The sequence below is a fragment of the Pseudoalteromonas undina genome (genome assembly GCF_000238275.3).
Lineage (GTDB): Bacteria > Pseudomonadota > Gammaproteobacteria > Enterobacterales > Alteromonadaceae > Pseudoalteromonas > Pseudoalteromonas undina.
In genome coordinates this window covers 1841154-1860763 of sequence record NZ_AHCF03000003.1, presented here as the reverse complement: position 1 = coordinate 1860763, position 19610 = coordinate 1841154, and the positions used below count along the sequence as shown (strand labels likewise).

General features: G+C 40.7%; 16 protein-coding genes and 1 tRNA gene. 11 read left to right on the top strand and 6 right to left on the bottom strand.

The genetic code is table 11. The features are described 5' to 3' along the window. Positions 1-12 precede the first annotated feature (12 nt). Complete coding sequence (locus tag PUND_RS12230; RefSeq protein WP_010391384.1) at positions 13-1842, bottom strand: DEAD/DEAH box helicase; 1830 nt, start codon at positions 1840-1842, stop codon at positions 13-15. A gap of 160 nt (positions 1843-2002) precedes the next feature. Further along, positions 2003-2266 carry a GrxA family glutaredoxin gene (locus PUND_RS12225; RefSeq protein WP_008114535.1) on the bottom strand — a complete coding sequence of 88 codons (264 nt, stop codon included), beginning with the start codon at positions 2264-2266 and terminating at the stop codon, positions 2003-2005. A gap of 290 nt (positions 2267-2556) precedes the next feature. Here PUND_RS12225 and PUND_RS12220 point away from each other — a divergent pair, with 290 nt between their 5' ends. Beyond that, positions 2557-3003, top strand: coding sequence for an Hsp20 family protein (locus tag PUND_RS12220; RefSeq protein WP_010391385.1), 447 nt, complete (start codon positions 2557-2559; stop codon positions 3001-3003). Positions 3004-3062: 59 nt separating this feature from the next. On the opposite strand, the gene PUND_RS12215 is transcribed toward PUND_RS12220, so the two are convergent. The 4 genes from PUND_RS12215 to PUND_RS12200 form a co-directional block, all read right to left on the bottom strand. Next, positions 3063-3578 (bottom strand): hypothetical protein, encoded by a 516-nt coding sequence (locus PUND_RS12215; protein ID WP_010391387.1) that lies wholly within the window; start codon positions 3576-3578, stop codon positions 3063-3065. Further along, complete coding sequence (locus tag PUND_RS12210; protein ID WP_010391389.1) at positions 3575-4765, bottom strand: peptidyl-prolyl cis-trans isomerase; 1191 nt, start codon at positions 4763-4765, stop codon at positions 3575-3577. The genes PUND_RS12215 and PUND_RS12210 overlap by 4 nt, the downstream gene beginning before the upstream one ends. Next, positions 4765-5778 (bottom strand): phospholipase C/P1 nuclease family protein, encoded by a 1014-nt coding sequence (locus tag PUND_RS12205; protein ID WP_010391390.1) that lies wholly within the window; start codon positions 5776-5778, stop codon positions 4765-4767. The genes PUND_RS12210 and PUND_RS12205 overlap by 1 nt, the downstream gene beginning before the upstream one ends. Positions 5779-5938: 160 nt before the next feature. Beyond that, on the bottom strand, positions 5939-7492 hold the full coding sequence (locus PUND_RS12200) for a cryptochrome/photolyase family protein (RefSeq protein WP_010391391.1): 1554 nt from the start codon (positions 7490-7492) through the stop codon (positions 5939-5941). Positions 7493-7784: 292 nt separating this feature from the next. Between PUND_RS12200 and PUND_RS12195 the strand changes: the two genes are divergently transcribed. The 10 genes from PUND_RS12195 (at position 7785) to PUND_RS12150 (ending at position 19526) form a co-directional block, all read left to right on the top strand. Beyond that, positions 7785-7861, top strand: a tRNA-Met gene (locus PUND_RS12195). A 279-nt stretch (positions 7862-8140) separates the two neighbouring features. Further along, a complete protein-coding gene (gene rimP / locus PUND_RS12190) occupies positions 8141-8596 on the top strand; it encodes a ribosome maturation factor RimP (RefSeq protein WP_008114543.1) in 456 nt (151 codons plus the stop codon). Positions 8597-8634: 38 nt separating this feature from the next. After that, on the top strand, positions 8635-10134 hold the full coding sequence (nusA, locus tag PUND_RS12185) for a transcription termination factor NusA (protein WP_010391392.1): 1500 nt from the start codon (positions 8635-8637) through the stop codon (positions 10132-10134). Between the two features lie 25 nt (positions 10135-10159). Continuing rightward, positions 10160-12817 carry a translation initiation factor IF-2 gene (infB, locus tag PUND_RS12180; RefSeq protein WP_010391393.1) on the top strand — a complete coding sequence of 886 codons (2658 nt, stop codon included), beginning with the start codon at positions 10160-10162 and terminating at the stop codon, positions 12815-12817. Between the two features lie 157 nt (positions 12818-12974). Beyond that, complete coding sequence (rbfA, locus tag PUND_RS12175; RefSeq protein WP_008467148.1) at positions 12975-13382, top strand: 30S ribosome-binding factor RbfA; 408 nt, start codon at positions 12975-12977, stop codon at positions 13380-13382. Further along, entirely contained in the window at positions 13382-14326 is a 945-nt protein-coding gene (gene truB, locus PUND_RS12170; protein ID WP_008114547.1) for a tRNA pseudouridine(55) synthase TruB, read from the top strand. The genes rbfA and truB overlap by 1 nt, the downstream gene beginning before the upstream one ends. 109 nt (positions 14327-14435) lie before the next feature. Further along, the gene (gene rpsO / locus PUND_RS12165; protein ID WP_006793376.1) at positions 14436-14705 is read left to right on the top strand and encodes a 30S ribosomal protein S15; all 270 of its coding nucleotides are present in this window, start codon (positions 14436-14438) and stop codon (positions 14703-14705) included. Positions 14706-15055: 350 nt separating this feature from the next. Then, positions 15056-17182, top strand: a complete 2127-nt coding sequence (gene pnp, locus PUND_RS12160) for a polyribonucleotide nucleotidyltransferase (protein WP_010391396.1) — start codon at positions 15056-15058, stop codon at positions 17180-17182. A 348-nt stretch (positions 17183-17530) separates the two neighbouring features. After that, positions 17531-18403: a lipoprotein NlpI gene (gene nlpI, locus PUND_RS12155; RefSeq protein WP_010391397.1), complete on the top strand. Its 873-nt coding sequence runs from the start codon at positions 17531-17533 to the stop codon at positions 18401-18403. Continuing rightward, complete coding sequence (locus PUND_RS12150; protein ID WP_010391399.1) at positions 18387-19526, top strand: hypothetical protein; 1140 nt, start codon at positions 18387-18389, stop codon at positions 19524-19526. The genes nlpI and PUND_RS12150 overlap by 17 nt, the downstream gene beginning before the upstream one ends. Positions 19527-19610 lie beyond the last annotated feature (84 nt).

Below are 19610 nucleotides of genomic sequence, written 5' to 3'. Positions count from 1 at the left end.
AAGAGTCGTTGCTTACTTAGCGGTGAAGCTAACTGGGCGACGTTCTTTACGAGGGCCGCTACGCTTATCAGGGCGTTGACCATCTTTATTAAAGCTACGCTTCTTGTCACCAGCAGGGCGTTCAGAACGCTCGCCGCGTGGCTCAGAAGGGCCTTGATCTTGTGTTAATGTCATACCCATTGGGCGTTTACAAATAAACACTTTTTGGAAGTGATCAAGTACATCTTTAGGCATGTTTTGCGGTAATTGTACCGTACTGTGACTGTCGTGAAGACGAATGTCACCAATAAACTTGCTTGAAATGTCTGCTTCGTTAGCAATTGCACCAACAATGTTCTTAACCTGAACACCATGCTCACGACCTACTTCGATACGGTACGTATCCATAGGACCTGCATCACGGCTATTACGCTCGCGAGGTTTACGCTCAGCGCGCTCACCGCCACGTTCGTTACGACGACCACGGTCACCACGATCATTACGGTCGTTGCGAGGGTTGCGTTCGTTACGTTCACGCGGTTGAATCTTAACTTCTTCAACTTTAATTGGTGATTGTTGCTGTGCTAAACACAGTAATGCACCCGCTAAGTCTTCAGGAGCAAGCTCAAGTTTTTGTGCCATGTTGGCAGCCACTTCGTTGAAGAAAGTAATATCTTTGTTTTCAAGTGCAAGCGTAAGCTTTTCTTGAAGCGCATTGATACGTTTCTCTTCAACAACTTTAGCTGTTGGTAATTCAACTTGTGCGATTTCAGATTTAGTATGACGAATGATATTTTTAAGTAAATAACGCTCGTTATGCTTAACGAAAAGAATCGCTTTACCAGTACGACCAGCACGACCTGTACGGCCGATACGGTGAACGTAGGCTTCAGAATCTTGTGGAATGTCGTAGTTGATAACTAAGCTTAAACGGTCTACATCAAGACCACGTGCCGCTACGTCTGTTGCAATAACAACGTTTAGCATGCCGCTTTTTAAACGATCAACTGTGCGCTCACGCGCTTGCTGGTTCATGTCACCGTTAAGTGGTGCAGCAGAAAAACCTTCGCGCTCTAATAACTCAGCTAGTTGTACTGTATCGTTACGTGTACGTACGAAAACAATAGCACCTTCATATTGTTCTGCTTCTAAGAAACGAACAATGGCTTTGTTTTTATGTACGTGTGCATTCCAAAACACTTGCTCTACTGACGATACAGTTGAGTTGCGTGCAGAAATATGAACCTGTTCAGGATTGTTCATATATTTGCTGCTGATGTTTTGAATTTGCTTAGGCATAGTCGCAGAGAAAAGACATGTTTGCTTTTCACGCGGCGTTTTTTCCATGATGTTTTCAACATCATCGATAAAGCCCATACGTAGCATTTCATCGGCTTCATCAAGTACAAGTGCTTGTAAAGCATCAAACTTGATAGTGCCACGGTTTATGTGATCGATTAAACGACCCGGTGTAGCAACAATAATCTGTGCGCCACGACGAAGTGCGCTCAACTGGATGCTGTAGCTCTGGCCACCATATAGTGCCAGTACTTCAACACCACGAGTGTGTTTTGCATATTGTTCAAATGCCTCAGCTACTTGGATCGCAAGCTCACGGGTTGGTGTGAGTACAAGGATCTGTGGCTGTTTCACAGACGGGTCAATATCATTTAGTAATGGCAGTGCAAATGCTGCTGTTTTACCTGTACCCGTTTGTGCTAGTCCCAGTACGTCCTTTCTTTCTAGCAATAACGGTATACATTGAGCTTGGATTTCAGATGGTGTCTTGTAACCCAACTCTTCAACTGCCTTTAAAATTGCAGGAGAAAGATTTAGAGATTCAAACGTGACTGGTTCTGACATTAATACGCCTCAACGAATTTAAAGAGGCGCGCATTGTATAGGAAATACGAGGCAAATGCTTGTATAAATTACAACTAATTTATATGTGGTTGATGTTGGTCGAAATTTAACCAGCTCAAGTTGTGCGTTAATTAAGCTGGTTAACAATATACCTACAAATTTACTGGTAAAGGCCTAGGTTTTCTTTGGCGTAGGCTTCAAATTCTGTAAAACCACCAATATGAGTTTGGTCTACAAAAATTTGTGGCACAGTCGGACATGGCTTGCCTGCAGATTTCTCTAAATCTTCTTTACTGATACCTTCTTTGATGATGTCGATGTAGCGGTATTTAAAATCATCGCGGTCATTAGCAAGTTGCTCTGCAACATCTTTAGCGCGAACACAAAAAGGGCAGCCTTCACGGCCAAAAATTACTGTTAACATAACGCTCTCCTCAAATTAGTTGACCCTAGTGTAACTAATTTCATTATTTATTACAGTGCAAAAAAACGATTATTGTGTTCGCTTTTTTTAGGGCCTGTAAAAAAATAAAAAATATTTTATAAAAAAATCTTGAAATAAAATTGTCCGCCCATAAATAGTTATTTGAGGACGCCTGATGGGTCTTCATTTAAACAGAACTATTTGAAAGTTATATTATTAATTAAATTTTGCCGTTACTTGTTCAAACGAAAAGTGGCAGCAATATATCGCTTAAATATGAGGATATTATTATGCGTACAGTAGATTTATCACCCCTATACCGTTCATTCATTGGTTTCGATCACTTAGCATCATTAATGGATGCCGCTGCACGAACTGACAAGCAGCCAAGTTTTCCTCCATACAACATCGAAGCACTTGATAAAGACAAATACCGTATCACTATGGCAGTTGCTGGATTTAGTGAAGACGAGTTAAGCCTGCAATCTGAAAACAACACGTTAGTTGTATCAGGCACTAAAGCAGGTAAAGATCAAAACGATGAACGTAAATTCATTCATCAAGGCATTGCCGAGCGCAACTTTGAGCGTAAGTTCCAGTTAGGTGACCACGTTAAAGTACTTGGCGCAGACCTAGCTAACGGCTTACTAAGCATCGACCTTGAACGTGAGATCCCAGAAGCGCTGAAGCCACGTAAAATTGAAATTGGCTCAGGCAATATGCTAGAAAGTAAATAGCTTAGATAGCACACGTATTTTCCCTGTGAAAAGCCGCCATTTGGCGGCTTTTTGCGTTGTTAGTCTTTTAAATCTATTTGCATTTGTTTTAGAGCGTTAATTTTATCTATTGCAACTTGTAGTTGTTCTTGTGAAAGCTTTTTTTGTCGGCCTTTAGCAAGTAAGTCTTCAAGTTTTAATATTTTGGCTTTTGCAGCAACAACAAAACGTTGTTCGAGCTGTCTTTGCTGTTCAAGGTGGAAATCTTGATATGCCTGGTGATTATTTAGATCACCATTGTACTGAGCCACTGGCTGAGTATTTTTTACTATGTTGGGTAAATAGGCCACAGAGGTTATTGTTGGTAAGGGCTGAGAGCTAGTATTACTAGTTGCAACCGTTTTCAATTGCGTGCTTTCCAACTCTTGAGTCATGTCAGCAGCAGTAAGTTCAAGGGACGTTATTTGCTTGACACTTTTAGCTTGGTTAAGACCATCAATATTCTCTATTGTTGGTTTGCTAGTATAATGAGTGAAAAGTGTGTAAATACCAACACAAGCTAAAGCAATGACAGAAAAGAAATTTTTTTTACTCATAAAATTACTCCCGTCTTATTTTGCCACTTGAGCCAGTTATTTTCATACTGTTGTGCCGCTTTTTGTTTTGCGATGGCCTTTGTTGCTTGGTATCGAACGGTTTCATCTTCTGGCGAAAAGTAATCAAACTGATGCTCATAACTGTGTATCACCACCCATTCACCTCTAGGTGTACGTATAACAGCAGAAATGGTGTTTTCTTTAGTTGTGAACGCAAGTTGTACAACCCAACTACTTTTGTTTTTGCGATTTAATTCACTATTGTATTGAGCATATATATCTTGTTTTCCTGATATTACTAATGCTTGTTTAAGTGATTTGTTATCCGCCAACGTGCGAAAGTCTACAGCATTGGTTCGACTAGCAAATTGGGCTCCGTGGGCTTTCACTTGGCTTAAAAATTTAAACTGCGATTTATTTGCTTGATAAAACGCTTTAATTTCGCTTTTGTTTACTTGTTTCTCTAGCTTTTCAAGAACAGGGCTCTGCATATGCATCATTGTATTTATGCCTAGCCAGCTTTGAATGGAGGGGCGCAAAATATCTCCTTTAGCTATTTCATACAGATGTTCAATATCAATATTCTGTTTTGCCAAAATCGGTTTGGCTTTTGAAAACGCTATATTGAATTGCCGTTTTTTTATTAATTCACTTTTGAATAGCTTACTATCGCCTCTATGGAGTTTAAAACGTACCTGCATTGATAGTGCATCGATAAATTCATATAAATTAATAGGTTTATACAAAATAGGGGTTAAATCGATCTGCTGCATTTTTTTAATCAAGCTTTGCACATATTGGCCATTTTTAGGGTAGGGTCCTAATGTGTGTTTAAGCCATTGACTATCATAAGTGTCAAGCTTTACCTGACTTGACTGTGCCTTTATAGCTAACTGCGAATCGAACAGATTTTTTAAGTAACGTTCAACATGGTATTGAGTACTAAAACCAACGGCAGATTGTCGTTTTATTATTGCTGGTGTTTTTAGCGCTGCTTGTTGTAATAAAAACTGATTCTCATAAAGACGAGTTCTAACTTCATTGATTGTAATTTCAGGTTTGTGCTTTAAATAAGCACGATGCATAAAGTTAACTTCATCACTACTGTATTGTGTAAATGAGGCCATTACTAGGGAGTGGTAAAAAGCCCCTAGTAATGTAATCACTAAAATAGCCACTTTTTTCATTAGCGAGCAACCATGGCGTGGTTTAATAAGTGCACTACCATTGCTATTGCATGCGGCACTACTTGCTTAGCTATATTAAGGCGATCAAAATGATCTTCTGAGTTGAGTACAATCCCACCTTGTGCATAAGAAAATGAACCGCCTTGAGTTAATAATGGGCGAACATCTTGGCTATTTTTATCTAAAGGCGAGAACGTTTGCATTGCTTGAGTAACGAGAGATAAATCGTTGAGCTGCTCTTGATCATAGTAATCTTTTACCCAACTTTCCCAGCTAGAGTGGTTAAGGTCTGATGTGGTCCATGTGTGGTGAGGTTGTAATAAATCAGTAGTATGAAATACAAACCCTAATACTTGAGGATTTCCGCTTTGTAAGTAACTTTGATACCAATATTGGCCTAAATTATCGATAGGTTGAAATGGCATTTCTTCAAAGTCATCGTACATAGAATAGGTTGAGTTGCTATCGATTCTGTAGTGAGATTCTGTTACACCATAACTGTTATATTTTGAAGAGTCGGCATTGAACCAACCTGTTTCCCCCCCTTTACCATCATCAAGATAGTCACCTTTAAGCCAAGCAGATGCAAGATTATCAATAGTGCCCCAAACGGTGAGCTTCTCATAATTATAACCACCAAAATCGTTTCCATGTTGGTCTGCACCTTGGGTATGATTTTGAAAATGCCAATAGCTTGTATATTTAACTATACTTTGCGCTGCTCCCCATACTGGCGCTTGAACACAGGAACCTGTAATAGCACCACAGAAAAAGGTGTCTTCAAAGTCATCTACGTCATAAGCAGCTTGTCCCAGCAGCTCGGCTAATTCAGAGATTGTCAGATTGTTTTGTGCAGCGTACTGACGTAGGGCAGCATATTCGGTGCTGGCTGGGTGTTGCTGCATATAATTTACGGCATCTAGAACAATACGTTTGTGAGTTTCTTGACTAAAAGCTTGAGCTTGGCTTGTACCGAGTAATAAAAGTGTCGCTGCAATTAATTGTTTTTTCATTTTATTCTCATCATAGTTTGGAGTAAGAGGTGCTATTAAAAAATAAGCTCATTACACTGACATGACAAATAAATTAAACATTAAATTAACAATATTCCCTGATTTTGGTACTTTAATATTAACTATCAAGGATACTGCCGCCAATTGACGGCATTTATATTTATAGCTTTTCAATATTATTTAAATAGTTGTTAGCTTGCTCTAAGGTTTCTTGGCGCAATGATTCATCTTGTTTATCCCAATTACGATAAACCATGCCTATTCGCGGGTTTTTCTCAAGTCGTTCTCGGTGTTTTTGCATAAACTGCCAGTAGAGGCTGTTTAGCGGACACGCGTCTTTACCCACTTTTTCTTTTACTTTGTATTGGCAGCTTTTACAGTAGTCGCTCATTTTATTTATATAGTTGCCGCTAGCCGCATAAGGCTTAGTGGCTATGATGCCATCGTCAGCAAACTGGCTCATCCCTCGGGCGTTAGGCATTTCTACCCATTCAATTGCATCGATATAAACACCTAAATACCATTCATCCACTTCATCGGGACTGATGGCGGTTAATAAACAAAAATTGCCTATTACCATTAAGCGCTGAATATGATGGGCATACGCGCTGTCTAAGCTTTGTGTTAATGAGTGGCTTAAGCAATTCATTTTTGTTTTACCATTCCAAAAATAACTCGGCAGTACACGAGTTGCATTAAGCTGGTTTTTGTTGGCGTAATCGGGCATGTTTTTCCAATACACGCCACGCACATATTCGCGCCAACCCAGAACTTGGCGAATAAAGCCTTCAACCTGAGAAATAGATATTTCATCTTGACGTTGGTGGAACTCTTTAACCACGCGGTCGATAACATAGCGAGGGTGTAAAATTTTGGCATTTAACGCAAACGATAACCGGCTGTGATAAAAGGTATCTTTATCAGGACATTGATCTGTCATCGCATCTTGAAACTGACCAAATCGAGGTAGTAAATGCGCACAAAAATGATCAAGCGTACTTATTGCTTGCTTACGGGTTGTTGGCCAGCTTAACTGAGTTTCTATTTGTCCAAAATATTCTACGTTATGCGAATCTAAGCGCTCAATAATGGCACTCACGTCATTTTTAAATAATTTAGGCCCAGGAATATCGGCTAAATCACTTTTTGAAAACTTATTACGGTTATTGGCATCAAAGTTCCATTGCCCACCGGCAGGTTTGTCATCGTCCATTAAAATATCAAACTGCTTACGCATTGCCCGATAAAAATGCTCCATGGTGACGTGTTTATCTTTTTTAAAGCGTTTATCTATGTCGTTAAATGCTAATAAAAAATGCTCGCTGTCACAGGCATTCACCGTTAACTCGCTATTAGTCGCGAATTCGTGAAGCTGTGTTTTTAAACGGTACTCATCTGGGTATTGATATTCAATAGAGGTACATTCATGCTGCTTGGCTAAACGCGTTAAAAGAGCGGGTAAGTCATCATCGTCTTTGGTGTCATCTAGCGTGAGATGTAAAACATTGAAGCCAGCATCTTTTAATGCATTAGCGAAGTTTTCCATGGCTTTAAAAAAGGCTGATATTTTTTGCACATGGTGTTTTACATAGTGTGCTTCTTGTATAAGCTCAGCAATAACAAATACTGTGTCGTCTGATTTGTCTTTAAACCACGAATGAGCAGGATTGAGCTGATCACCTAAAATCAATTTTAGTGTGTTGTATTTTTTCATAATTAGCCAAAATTCACTCTTATACGTGATATTTTTAAAAGCGATCTATTTCCTAAAGGTTACTTAATAATAGAGCACCGAATGCAATTTAATACAGCGGTTGATTGTAACGATTCAAATTTTATAGCAAACATAGTGTAGGTAAGGCGATAAACTAGGTTGCTTTTTTTATCAACTTATTAGTTATTATGGTTGCTAATTTAGCGGCACATCCTTATAATAGCGGCCATTGTTTAGTAGGTTATAAAATTTACTAACAGCGATATTAAGTTATTAACTTTTTATCTATTGGCGCGGGATGGAGCAGTCTGGTAGCTCGTCGGGCTCATAACCCGAAGGTCGTTGGTTCAAATCCGGCTCCCGCAACCAATCTTAATAGTAGGTTTAAACTTACTACTTTATATCGCGCATTCTAAGTAATGCGCGTTTTGCGTTTAAGCTAATGAAGTTTAATTTGGTCAGGGTACTGACTCGCAACCAAGCTTGGCCCTAGGCCACACAGTTTTGCGTTTTTTGGTGTGACGCCCCGCTTGGTTCGGGGCGTTGTTGTATCTGCACCGTTTGATTTAATGTTTATCGATTAAATCAAAATTTAAACTCAGTATTTTAGGGCTATAAGCCCTTTTTTTGTTTGTATGGAGGATTTTCGTGACAAAACTTGAACAAGATTTAGTAACCATGTTAACGCCTGCGGTAGAAATGCTAGGCTTTGAATTACATGGTCTTGAGTTTGTACAAGCGGGTCGCCATTCTACCTTAAGAGTATACATTGCTCACGAGGATGGAATTTCAGTTGACAACTGCGCAGATGCAAGTCGTCAAATTAGTGCGATTTTAGACGTCGAAGACCCGATTACAAACGAATATGATTTGGAAGTGTCGTCTCCTGGTGTTGATCGTCCATTATTCAAACAAGATCACTACGAGCAGGCGCAAGGAGAGGAAGTACGCGTGCGTACTAAGCTTCCACAAGACGGTCGTCGTAATTTTAAAGGCGACTTAATAGCAGTTAGCAGCGATATGATCACATTATCTAGCGATGGTGCAGAGCATTTAATCATGCTTAGTAACATTGAACGTGCGAACATAATCGCAAAGTTTTAATTCGAGTGCGAAGGAATAGGGCAAGCGAGGCATTACCCATGGCAAAAGAGATATTATTGGTTGCTGAAGCCGTTTCCAATGAGAAAGCGGTTCCAAAAGAAAAGATTTTTGAAGCTCTAGAGTTCGCATTAGCGACAGCGACAAAGAAAAAGCATGATGGTGAAATTGATGTACGTGTTGCAATTGACCGCAAAACTGGCGATTACGATACATTCCGTCGCTGGCAAATAGCTGAAGTATTAGAAGATGGTTCTTTAGAGAATCCATACAGCGAAATCACGTTAGAAGCTGCTCAAGTTGAAGAACCAGACTTGAAAATGGGCGACTACGTAGAAGAGCAGATTGAATCAATTAAATTTGACCGCATAACAACACAAATGGCTAAGCAAGTAATCGTACAAAAAGTACGTGAAGCAGAGCGTGCCTTAGTGGTTGAAGCGTACAAAGATCAGCAAGGCGAGCTAGTAACGGGTGTTGTTAAAAAAGCAACGCGTGATGCAATCGTACTTGATTTAGGTAATAACGCAGAAGCGGTTATTTACCGTGACGACATGCTGCCACGTGAAAACTTCCGCCCAGGCGATCGTATTCGTGGTCTTCTATATGAAGTTAAACCAGAAGCACGTGGTGCACAGTTATTTGTAACCCGTTCTAAACCAGAAATGCTGATGGAATTATTCCGCATTGAGGTGCCAGAAATTGGCGAAGAGATGATTGAATTACGTGCCGCAGCTCGTGATCCAGGTTCACGCGCTAAAATCGCAGTTAAGTCTAATGATAAGCGTATAGACCCTGTAGGTGCGTGTGTTGGTATGCGTGGCGCACGTGTTCAAGCGGTATCGTCAGAACTTGGCGGTGAGCGTGTTGATATCGTACTTTACGATGACAACCCAGCACAGTTTGTTATTAACGCAATGGCACCAGCAGAAGTGGCTTCAATCGTAATGGATGAAGACACTCACTCAATGGATATTGCTGTTGAAGCTGATAACTTAGCACAAGCTATTGGTCGTAATGGTCAAAACGTACGTTTAGCAAGCCAGTTAACTGGCTGGGAATTAAACGTAATGACCGTTGATGAAATGCGCGCTAAGAACGAAGCTGAGTCAGATAAGTTAATTAACTTATTTACTGAAAACTTAGATATTGATGACGAGTTTGCGTCATTACTTATCAACGAAGGTTTCTCAACACTTGAAGAAGTTGCGTATGTACCTGCTTCTGAGTTTTTAGAAATCGACGGCTTAGATGAAGAAACAGTGGACGTATTACGTTCACGTGCAAAAGATGCATTAACAACGAAAGCCCTTAAAACGGAAGAAAGCTTAGAAGGCGCTGAGCCTGCTGAAGACTTACTTGCGCTTGAAGGCTTAGAGCGTCATTTAGCATTTGTTATGGCAAGCAAGGGTGTAGTAACACTTGAAGACTTAGCTGAGCAAGGCATTGATGAGCTTGTAGATATTACAGAGCTATCTGCAGAGAAAGCGGGCGAGCTAATTATGGCTGCACGTAATATTTGTTGGTTTGCAGACGAGTAATTTATTAACGGAGGTATTAGAGACTATGGCAGAAGTAAATGTTGAAAAACTAGCCGGTGATATAGGTACAACTGTTGATAAATTGCTACAGCAGTTTTCACAAGCCGGTATTACTAAACAAGCAGGCGATAATGTAACAGAAGCTGAAAAAGCGACGTTACTTGATCACCTAAGCAAGCAACATGGCGGTACTGGATCTGAAGGTCCAGCGCGCATGACATTGCAACGTAAGAGCAAAAGCACATTAAGTGTGACTGGCTCTACGGGTAAAGCAAAGGCTGTGCAAGTTGAAGTTCGCAAAACCCGCACTTACGTGAAAAAAAGTGCTGTTGAGCAAGAGCAAGAACAGCAACGTCTAGCCGCTGAAGAAAAAGCGCGTCTTGAAGGGCAGCAAAAAGCTGAACAAGAAGCCGCAGAATTGAAAGCGAAACAAGAGGCAGAACGTAAAGCGAAAGAAGACGCTGATCGTAAAGCCAAAGAAGAAGCTAAACGCAAAGCAGATGCTGAGCGTAAAGCGAAACAACAGCAGATGACCCCTGAGCAAAGTGCTAAGTCTGAGAAAGATCGCATCGAAGCTGAGCGTCTGCAAAAAGAAGCAGAAGAGGCCGCATTGAAGAAAGCTGAAGAAGAAGCGAAACGTCAAGCAGAAGAGGCAAGAAAGCTAGCTGAAGAGAATTCAGCACGCTGGAAGAAAGAAGAAGAAGAACGTAAGAAACGCGAAGAAACCGCGGATCACCACCTTACGACTTCAACTTACGCACGTGAAGCAGAAGATGTAGCAGATGCTCGCGAAGAGCAAGGCTCACGCCGTGCGAAGAAAAAGAAAAAAGCGCCAGCAAAAGATAAATTTGCAGCGTCTAAAGGTAAAAAAGGTAAGCTAAAAGCGCCAGCGTCATTACAGCACGGTTTCCAAAAACCAACGGCTGATGTTAAAAACGAAGTGCGTATTAGTGAAACAATTACAGTTGCTGAGCTTGCGTCACGCATGGCTGTTAAAGGCGCTGAAGTTGTAAAAACAATGATGAAAATGGGTGACATGGTTACGATTAACCAAGTTATTGACCAAGAAACTGCGCAACTTGTTGCAGAAGAAATGGGCCATAAAGTTATCATCGTTAAAGAAAACGAATTAGAGCAAACAGTACTTAACGACCGCCACGAAGATGGTAAGTCTGAGCCTCGTGCTCCAGTAGTAACTGTTATGGGTCACGTTGACCACGGTAAAACGTCAACGCTTGATTACATTCGTTCAGCTAAAGTTGCTTCAGGCGAAGCCGGTGGTATTACGCAGCACATTGGTGCATACCACGTTGAAACTAACGGCAACATGATCACTTTCCTAGATACTCCGGGTCACGCCGCATTTACATCTATGCGTGCTCGTGGTGCAAAAGCGACTGATATCGTAATCCTAGTAGTTGCAGCCGATGATGGTGTAATGCCACAAACTAAAGAAGCGGTACAGCATGCTCGCGCAGCTGGCGTTCCTTTAATCATTGCTGTTAACAAAATGGATAAAGAAGGCGCAGATCCAGACCGTGTTAAAAACGAGCTAGCTCAGCTAGACGTTATCCCAGAAGATTGGGGCGGTGATACGCAATACGTTCACATCTCAGCTAAAACAGGTCTTGGTATTGATGACCTTTTAGAAGCAGTATTAATGCAATCTGAGCTGTTAGAACTAAATGCACCTAGCGAAGGTATGGCTGCAGGTGTTGTTATTGAATCACGTCTTGATAAAGGCCGTGGTCCAGTAGCGTCTATCCTTGTTCAATCAGGTACGCTTAACCAAGGTGACATTGTATTATGTGGTCTTGAGTATGGCCGTGTTCGTGCAATGCGCGATGAAAACGGTAAAGACATTAAATCTGCGGGTCCTTCTATTCCTGTTGAGATTTTAGGTCTTTCTGGTATTCCAGCTGCAGGTGATGAAGCGACAGTAGTTAAAGACGAGCGTAAAGCACGTGAAGTTGCACTTTACCGTCAAGGTAAATTCCGCGATGTTAAATTAGCGCGTCAGCAAAAAGCGAAGCTTGAAAACATGTTTACTAACATGACTGAAGGCGACGTGTCTGAAGTTAACGTGGTACTTAAAGCAGACGTTCAAGGTTCAATTGAAGCAATTTCAGACTCACTAACTAAACTTTCTACTGATGAAGTAAAAGTGAAGATTGTTGGTTCTGGTGTTGGTGGTATCACTGAAACAGATGCAACTCTTGCTGCAGCGTCTAACGCAATCGTAGTTGGCTTTAACGTTCGTGCCGATGCATCAGCGCGTAAAGTGATTGACTCTGAAAACTTAGACCTTCGTTACTACAGCGTAATTTACGCACTTATCGAAGAAGTTAAGCAAGCCATGTCTGGTATGCTTGCTCCTGAGTTTAAACAAGAGATCATTGGTCTTGCTGAAGTACGTGATGTATTTAAGTCTCCAAAAATTGGCGCAATTGCTGGTTGTATGGTTACTGAAGGTACTATCAAACGTAGCGCACCAATTCGTGTACTTCGTGATAACGTGGTTATTTACGAAGGTGAACTTGAGTCATTACGTCGCTTTAAAGATGACGTACAAGACGTTCGTAACGGCATGGAATGTGGTATCGGCGTTAAGAACTACAATGACGTTCGCGTTGGTGACCAAATCGAAGTATTTGAAACAGTTGAAGTACAACGTAGTCTTTAATTGTTGTTAGGTGTTGTTGGACATTCAAGGTCGTACCTCGATAGCCCAACATAACCTATGCTAAGATTTTAAATGGGGGCTCAGCCCCCATTTGTGTATCCATTATTTAGTTAACTTATTATTGTTTTTCAATAAGTTATAATTTTAGGAAAGTGAAATGAGAGAATTTTCTCGCACTGATCGTGTTGCTCAGCAAATTCAAAAAGAAATTGCTGTGATTCTACAACGCGAAATTAAAGATCCGCGCTTAGGCATGGTGACAGTGTCTGCGGTAGAAGTATCACGCGATTTATCTTATGCCAAAGTTTTTATCACGGTGTTTAACACTGAAGACGAAAATGCAGCAAAACAGAGTGCAAAAGTACTGAACGAAGCAACGGGCTATATCCGTTCGTTACTAGGTAAACGTATTCGCGCACGTATTATGCCAGAGCTTAAATTTGTGGTTGACAACTCATTAATGGAAGGGATGCGCATCTCTAACTTAGTGGACTCTATCATTCGTGAAGATAATGCTAAGCATGTTGATGATGAAACAGATAGCGAAGAAGGCACTAAAGACTAATGGCAAGACGCAGTAAAGGCCGTCCAGTTGATGGTATTTTGTTGTTAAACAAACCAGAAGGCATTTCATCAAACAAGGCATTACAGCAGGCTAAAGGTATTTATTTTGCGCAAAAAGCGGGGCACACAGGTGCGCTTGATCCGCTTGCGACCGGCATGCTGCCAATTTGTTTTGGTGAAGCGACTAAGTTTACCCAGTTTTTACTCGATACAGATAAAACCTATGTTGTTCGAGCTAAGCTAGGTGAACGTACTACCACATCAGACTCTGATGGCGAAGTGGTCGAAACTCGCGATGTGAATGTTACTTCCCAATTACTAAGCGAAGAGATTGCTAAGTTTTTAGGTGAGTCAGACCAATATCCATCAATGTATTCAGCGCTTAAATATGAAGGTAAACCTTTATATAAATATGCGCGTGAAGGCATAGAAGTTCCTCGCAAATGTCGAAAAATTAACGTATTTAGCTTAACGCTTGATGAGTTTGATGAGCAAGCTAACGAAATACAAATGACCGCACATGTATCTAAAGGTACGTATATTCGTACTATCGTTGATGATTTAGGTGAAAACTTAGGCTGCGGCGCGCATGTGATTATGCTGCATCGTAGTGCTGTAGGGCATTACCCTGCAGATAAAATGGTCACACTTGAGCAGTTAGAAACGTTATTAAATCAAGCGAAAGAACAAGACGTTGCGCCTTCCACTTACCTTGACGAACTATTATTGCCAATGGATACCGCGTTAGTTGATTTACCCGTTGTGGAAATTACTAAAGAGCAGGGAATGGCATTTAGCCATGGTCAAGCTGTGGTGTTGGGTAAAGCCCTGCCTGAAGGTGCAATTAAAGTCCTGGCTGACGGAATATTTATTGGTACGGGCGAACGTAATCCTGATGGCCATTTAAAATCAAAGCGTGGCTTGTCTAATCAACAACCAGAGTAAAGTTTAACTTGTAGTTATGCTGATAATTGGTAGAATACGCCCGCTTAATCGTTTTGGCTGAATTAGTGATCGGCTAAAGCACCTATTAAATTTAACTTTTGGAGTTATTATGTCACTAAGCAATCAAGAAAAAATCGATATCATTGCTAAATTCGCACGCGCTGAAGGCGACACTGGTTCACCTGAAGTACAAGTAGCATTACTTACTTTTGATATCAACAAGCTTCAAGGTCACTTTGCTGATCACAAGCATGACTTCCACTCACGTCGTGGTCTGCTTCGTAAAGTAAGCACTCGCCGTAAACTGCTTGATTACCTTAAAGGTAAAGATATCTCGCGTTACACTGCGTTAATCAAAGAGCTTGGCCTACGTCGCTAAGAACTTGATTATCAAAAGGGGAGCTTTTTAGCTCCTTTTTTTGTGTCTAAACTTCCCCATACCCACTATCCACATCGATTAATCCCCTTGAAATATCAGCTAAAAGCCACATTGTAAGTAACAGCAAAGTACATAATTTAGCAACGCGTTTATCTCTGGACTAAGCTCGCAATTTTACCTGACTTTGTTATATACTATGGCGCGTAGATAAGAAGGTTTATTTACGGTTATTTACATCATTGCCAATTGTAGTACTTAATTGATTTCCAACTGAATACAATTATGTACTGTAATTGGTACTTTGATGAAAACTTAATTAATACTAAAAATACATTTAAGGAATATTTTAAGTGCAAGCAATTATAAAAGAATTTCAACTAGGTCAACACACAGTGACGCTAGAAACAGGTGCTATCGCTCGTCAAGCTGACGGCGCAGTACTAGCAAGCATTGGCGATACGTCAGTACTAGTAACGGTTGTTGGTAAGCGTGAAGCTCAACCAGGTCAAGATTTCTTCCCACTAACAGTTAACTACCAAGAGCGTATGTACGCTGCTGGTCGTATCCCAGGTGGTTTCCTTAAGCGTGAAGGTCGTCCTAACGATGGCGAAACACTTATTGCACGTCTTATTGACCGTCCAATTCGTCCACTTTTCCCAAATGGTTTCGTAAACGAAGTACAAGTTATCGCGACTGTTGTTTCTGTAAACCCTGAAATCCAACCTGATATGGTTGCGATGATTGGTACATCAGCAGCACTTGCTATCTCTGGTATCCCGTTCAGCGGTCCAATTGGTGCATCACGTGTTGGTTACATTAACGGTGAATACGTACTTAACCCGACACTAAAAGAGCTTGAAGAGAGCCAACTTGACTTAGTTGTTGCTGGTACTGATAACGCAGTACTTATGGTTGAATCAGAAGCAGACGTACTTGCTGAAGACGTAATGCTAGGCGCGGTTGTATACGGCCATGAGCAATCACAGTCTATCATCAATGCAATTAACGAATTTAAAGCAGAAGCAGGCAAGCCTACTTGGGATTGGACTGCACCTGAGAAAAACGTTGCATTAGAAGAGAAAGTAGCAACTCTTGCTGCTGATAAAGTAGGCGAAGCTTACCGTATTACTGATAAAGTAGCGCGTAAAGAAGCATTAACTGCTGCAAAAGATGCGGTTGTTGAAGCACTAACAAGCGAACTTGCTGAAGGCGAAACGCTTGATAAGCAAGAAGTAGGTAAAGTATTCGGTTCACTTGAGAAGAAAATCGTTCGTGGCCGTATCGCTGCTGGCGAAAAACGTATCGATGGTCGTGAACCAGATATGATCCGTGCTCTAGATGTAATGACGGGCGTACTTCCACGTACTCACGGCTCTGCAATCTTCACACGTGGTGAAACGCAAGCATTAGTAACAGCAACACTTGGTACAGAACGTGATTCACAGTTAATCGACGATTTAACTGGCACGCACAAAAACCACTTTATGCTTAACTACAACTTCCCTCCGTTCTGTGTAGGTGAAACTGGTTTTGTTGGTTCTCCTAAGCGTCGTGAAATCGGCCACGGTAACCTAGCTAAGCGTGGTATCCAAGCTGTAATGCCAACATTGACTGACTTCCCATATTCAATCCGTGTTGTATCTGAAATTACTGAATCAAATGGTTCATCTTCAATGGCATCGGTTTGTGGTACGTCTTTAGCGCTTATGAACGCAGGTGTTCCAATTAAAGCCTCAGTTGCGGGTATCGCAATGGGCTTAGTTAAAGAAGAAGAAAACTTTGTTGTTCTTTCAGATATCTTAGGTGATGAAGATCACTTAGGTGACATGGACTTTAAAGTAGCGGGTACAACTAACGGTATCACTGCACTGCAAATGGATATCAAAATTGAAGGTATTACTCAAGAAATCATGCAAATCGCGCTTAAACAGGCGAAAGCTGCACGTTTACACATTCTAAATGTAATGGACGAAGCGATTTCTGCACCTTCTGAAGAGTTATCTATGTTTGCTCCGCGTATTTACACGATGCAAATCCCACAGAAGAAAATCGCAGAAGTTATCGGTAAAGGTGGCGCAACTATCCGTCAGCTTACTGAAGAAACGGGTACTACGATTGAAATCGGTGATGATGGCACAATCAAGATTGCTGCTACAGACGGTGAAAGTGCAGCAAATGCAATTAGCCGTATTGAGCAATTAACTGCTGAGCTTGAAGTAGGTACTATCTACGAAGGTAAAGTGGTACGTATCGTTGATTTCGGTGCGTTTGTAAACATTCTTCCTGGTAAAGATGGCCTAGTGCATATCTCACAAATCAGCACTGAGCGTGTTAACAACGTTGCTGATCACCTTAGCGAAGGTCAAGAAGTTAAAGTTAAAGTACTAGAAGTAGACCGTCAAGGCCGTGTACGTCTAAGTATTAAAGAAGCAATGGAATCAGCATCACCTGCAGCTGACGAGTCTAAAGACGCGTAATTGCTAATCTTTCATCCAGATAATTACTGGATAGTATAAAAAGGGGCTGTTTAGCCCCTTTTTTTATGCTTTAATGTTAGCAATTAATTGTGTTCATCATACTTATACCAACCTGCTTGGATATGGGACTTATTTTAACGATAAGAAAATTGCTCTATAACTAGGCAAAATTTTTGATATCTAGTTGTTCTAAATAAAAGAATTTTAACAACGTTATAGGGGTATTTAATTCGTTAAATTGTTCAAATATTTATGCCGGTTGATATTAATAACACATAACAGGAATGAACCTTACAAGACAGCTTATGTCTTATCTATTTGCTACTTACCTCGGTATTAAGGATTTTAATGAGACTTAAACATTTAGCCTTGGCATCTTTTGCTATTTTGTCTTTAAGCGCTTGTCAGGCTACTACTAAACCCGCTGCTATTATTAATGTGCCATTTACTGCACCGCTTGCATCAGATTTTAGAAATGAAATTGCCATTGCACGTTTTTCAGAGCTATTAAACAGAGCAGACTTGAGTACAGAACAACAAGCAAAGCTCTATTATGACCGTGGAGTACTGTTTGATAGCTTAGGCATGACGACTTTATCGCGAATTGATTTTAACCGAGCGGTTAAACTTAAGCCTGATTTGGCTGAAGTCTATAACTTTTTGGGTATTCAGCATACCTTGATGCAGCAATACGAAAAAGCATACGAGTATTTTGATTCAGCCATAGAGTTAGACCAAGAACATGAATATGCGTATTTAAATCGTGGTATTGCTTTGTACTATGGTGATAGAGCCACGCTTGCAAAGGATGACTTTAAAACATTCTTGGAGCGCTCTCCTAACGATCCTTACCGTGTATTGTGGCTTTATTTAGCCCAAGCAGCACAAGATAAAACCGCGGCAATCGCTGCGTTAAAAGCCAATGCGGCGGCCCTTGATGAAAATGAATGGGCGTATCAGCTTATTGCTTTGTATGTGGGTGATTTGAGTGAAAAAGTATTTTTTTCAGGCATAGCCGATGGTGTAAGTTCACAACAAGAATACGCTCAGCGTTTATGTGAAGCTTATTTTTACTTAGCTAAACAGCACCAAGCCGCAGGTGAGCTCTCAATTGCCACAGATTACTTTAAATTGGCGCTAGCAACGAACGTACATGAATTTATAGAATATAAGTATGCGCGTTTAGAGCTTGAGTTGATGGCCAGTGAAAGCGCTGGCTAATTATTTAAAACTAAGTGCTTTATTACTGTGCGCTAGCGTTATTAGTGGCTCGAGTAATAAACAAAATAGCATTGGCTTTTGGCAAGTATTACATGCCAAGGCCAATGTGATTGACAGTTATTGGCAATTCCCTCGTTACTTTGCAAACCACATATTACAATTACCCACCACAGCCTTAGCAACCTTAGCTCGCAATAAAATAGCGGATGCTCAATATGGCTATGGGTTGTCATTATTAAGCAATAATCAAACTGAAACGGCTAAACTATTTTGGCAAGCAAGTTTGGATAAAATTACACGAGCACAGCAAAAAAAACTCGCCGACTCGTTATTTTCGCAACAGCGTTGGCAGGATTTAGCGCTACTAAAAAATCAAAATAAGCTTCCTAAAGGCGATATCTTTTATCATCTGCAATTACAGCAACAAGCACCCATAGAAACATTGAGTGCATCATTCATGAATAAGTTAGGGTTTTTACTTGCAAGCGAGCAAGTTGAGATACAAAAGCAGTGTACATTTAACGTATTAATGTTGAGCGATCACCGTGATGGTTTATACAGGCTCAATCAATTTCGTAACGCGTACTTTCAAAACCCAGAGCCGAGTCTCAATACCTTTTGTTTTTCAAAACCAGTTTATGTGGGTAGTGCAATTAGCTGCAATAGTACTGAATCCTCCCGTGCTAAGTGCAATTGGCAACAATCATCGCTTAAAAAGCGGCTTCCCACTGGGTTCGATTTTGCTGTTATGATGCCTAAGCAAGGTACTGCCAGTGTAAAAAATGGTTTAATGCATATTAATTCACAGGCTAGCTACGCGGTTTTTTTGCATGAATTAATGCACTTTAATGGCTTTGAAGATGAGTACGCTTTACCAGCAAAAAAGCAAGCGTGGTTATGTCAGCTTGATGGGTTTGTTGCTCCTAACTTATTTATTGCAAAAAAATCAGTTGCTCCCAAAGGGTGGCACAAAAGCCAAAGTTGCCAACAAGGTGGCACTGCTTATAAGCCCAGTGCACAGTGGTCAATTATGCAATATCAACAGTTAGGGCTATCAGCGCAATACCGTGTTTTGTGGCAGACCCATATAGCACTCAATGCTGATTTATTTGTACGATTTTAGTGGTTATAGACTCTGCCGTAAACTGTTTAAAAGCTAAGCTTGTTTTACTTCAGTTCATGAATTTATAGGCATTTTTGTTTGATT

Excerpts from the sequence above, each read along its gene's own strand:
- PUND_RS12230 (WP_010391384.1), bottom strand. The coding sequence starts at position 1,842 with ATGTCAGAACCAGTCACGTTTGAATCTCTAAATCTTTCTCCTGCAATT.
- PUND_RS12225 (WP_008114535.1), bottom strand. The coding sequence starts at position 2,266 with ATGTTAACAGTAATTTTTGGCCGTGAAGGCTGCCCTTTTTGTGTTCGC.
- PUND_RS12220 (WP_010391385.1), top strand. The coding sequence starts at position 2,557 with ATGCGTACAGTAGATTTATCACCCCTATACCGTTCATTCATTGGTTTC.
- PUND_RS12215 (WP_010391387.1), bottom strand. The coding sequence starts at position 3,578 with ATGAGTAAAAAAAATTTCTTTTCTGTCATTGCTTTAGCTTGTGTTGGT.
- PUND_RS12210 (WP_010391389.1), bottom strand. The coding sequence starts at position 4,765 with ATGAAAAAAGTGGCTATTTTAGTGATTACATTACTAGGGGCTTTTTAC.
- PUND_RS12205 (WP_010391390.1), bottom strand. The coding sequence starts at position 5,778 with ATGAAAAAACAATTAATTGCAGCGACACTTTTATTACTCGGTACAAGC.
- PUND_RS12200 (WP_010391391.1), bottom strand. The coding sequence starts at position 7,492 with ATGAAAAAATACAACACACTAAAATTGATTTTAGGTGATCAGCTCAAT.
- nusA (WP_010391392.1), top strand. The coding sequence starts at position 8,635 with ATGGCAAAAGAGATATTATTGGTTGCTGAAGCCGTTTCCAATGAGAAA.
- infB (WP_010391393.1), top strand. The coding sequence starts at position 10,160 with ATGGCAGAAGTAAATGTTGAAAAACTAGCCGGTGATATAGGTACAACT.
- rbfA (WP_008467148.1), top strand. The coding sequence starts at position 12,975 with ATGAGAGAATTTTCTCGCACTGATCGTGTTGCTCAGCAAATTCAAAAA.
- truB (WP_008114547.1), top strand. The coding sequence starts at position 13,382 with ATGGCAAGACGCAGTAAAGGCCGTCCAGTTGATGGTATTTTGTTGTTA.
- rpsO (WP_006793376.1), top strand. The coding sequence starts at position 14,436 with ATGTCACTAAGCAATCAAGAAAAAATCGATATCATTGCTAAATTCGCA.
- nlpI (WP_010391397.1), top strand. The coding sequence starts at position 17,531 with ATGAGACTTAAACATTTAGCCTTGGCATCTTTTGCTATTTTGTCTTTA.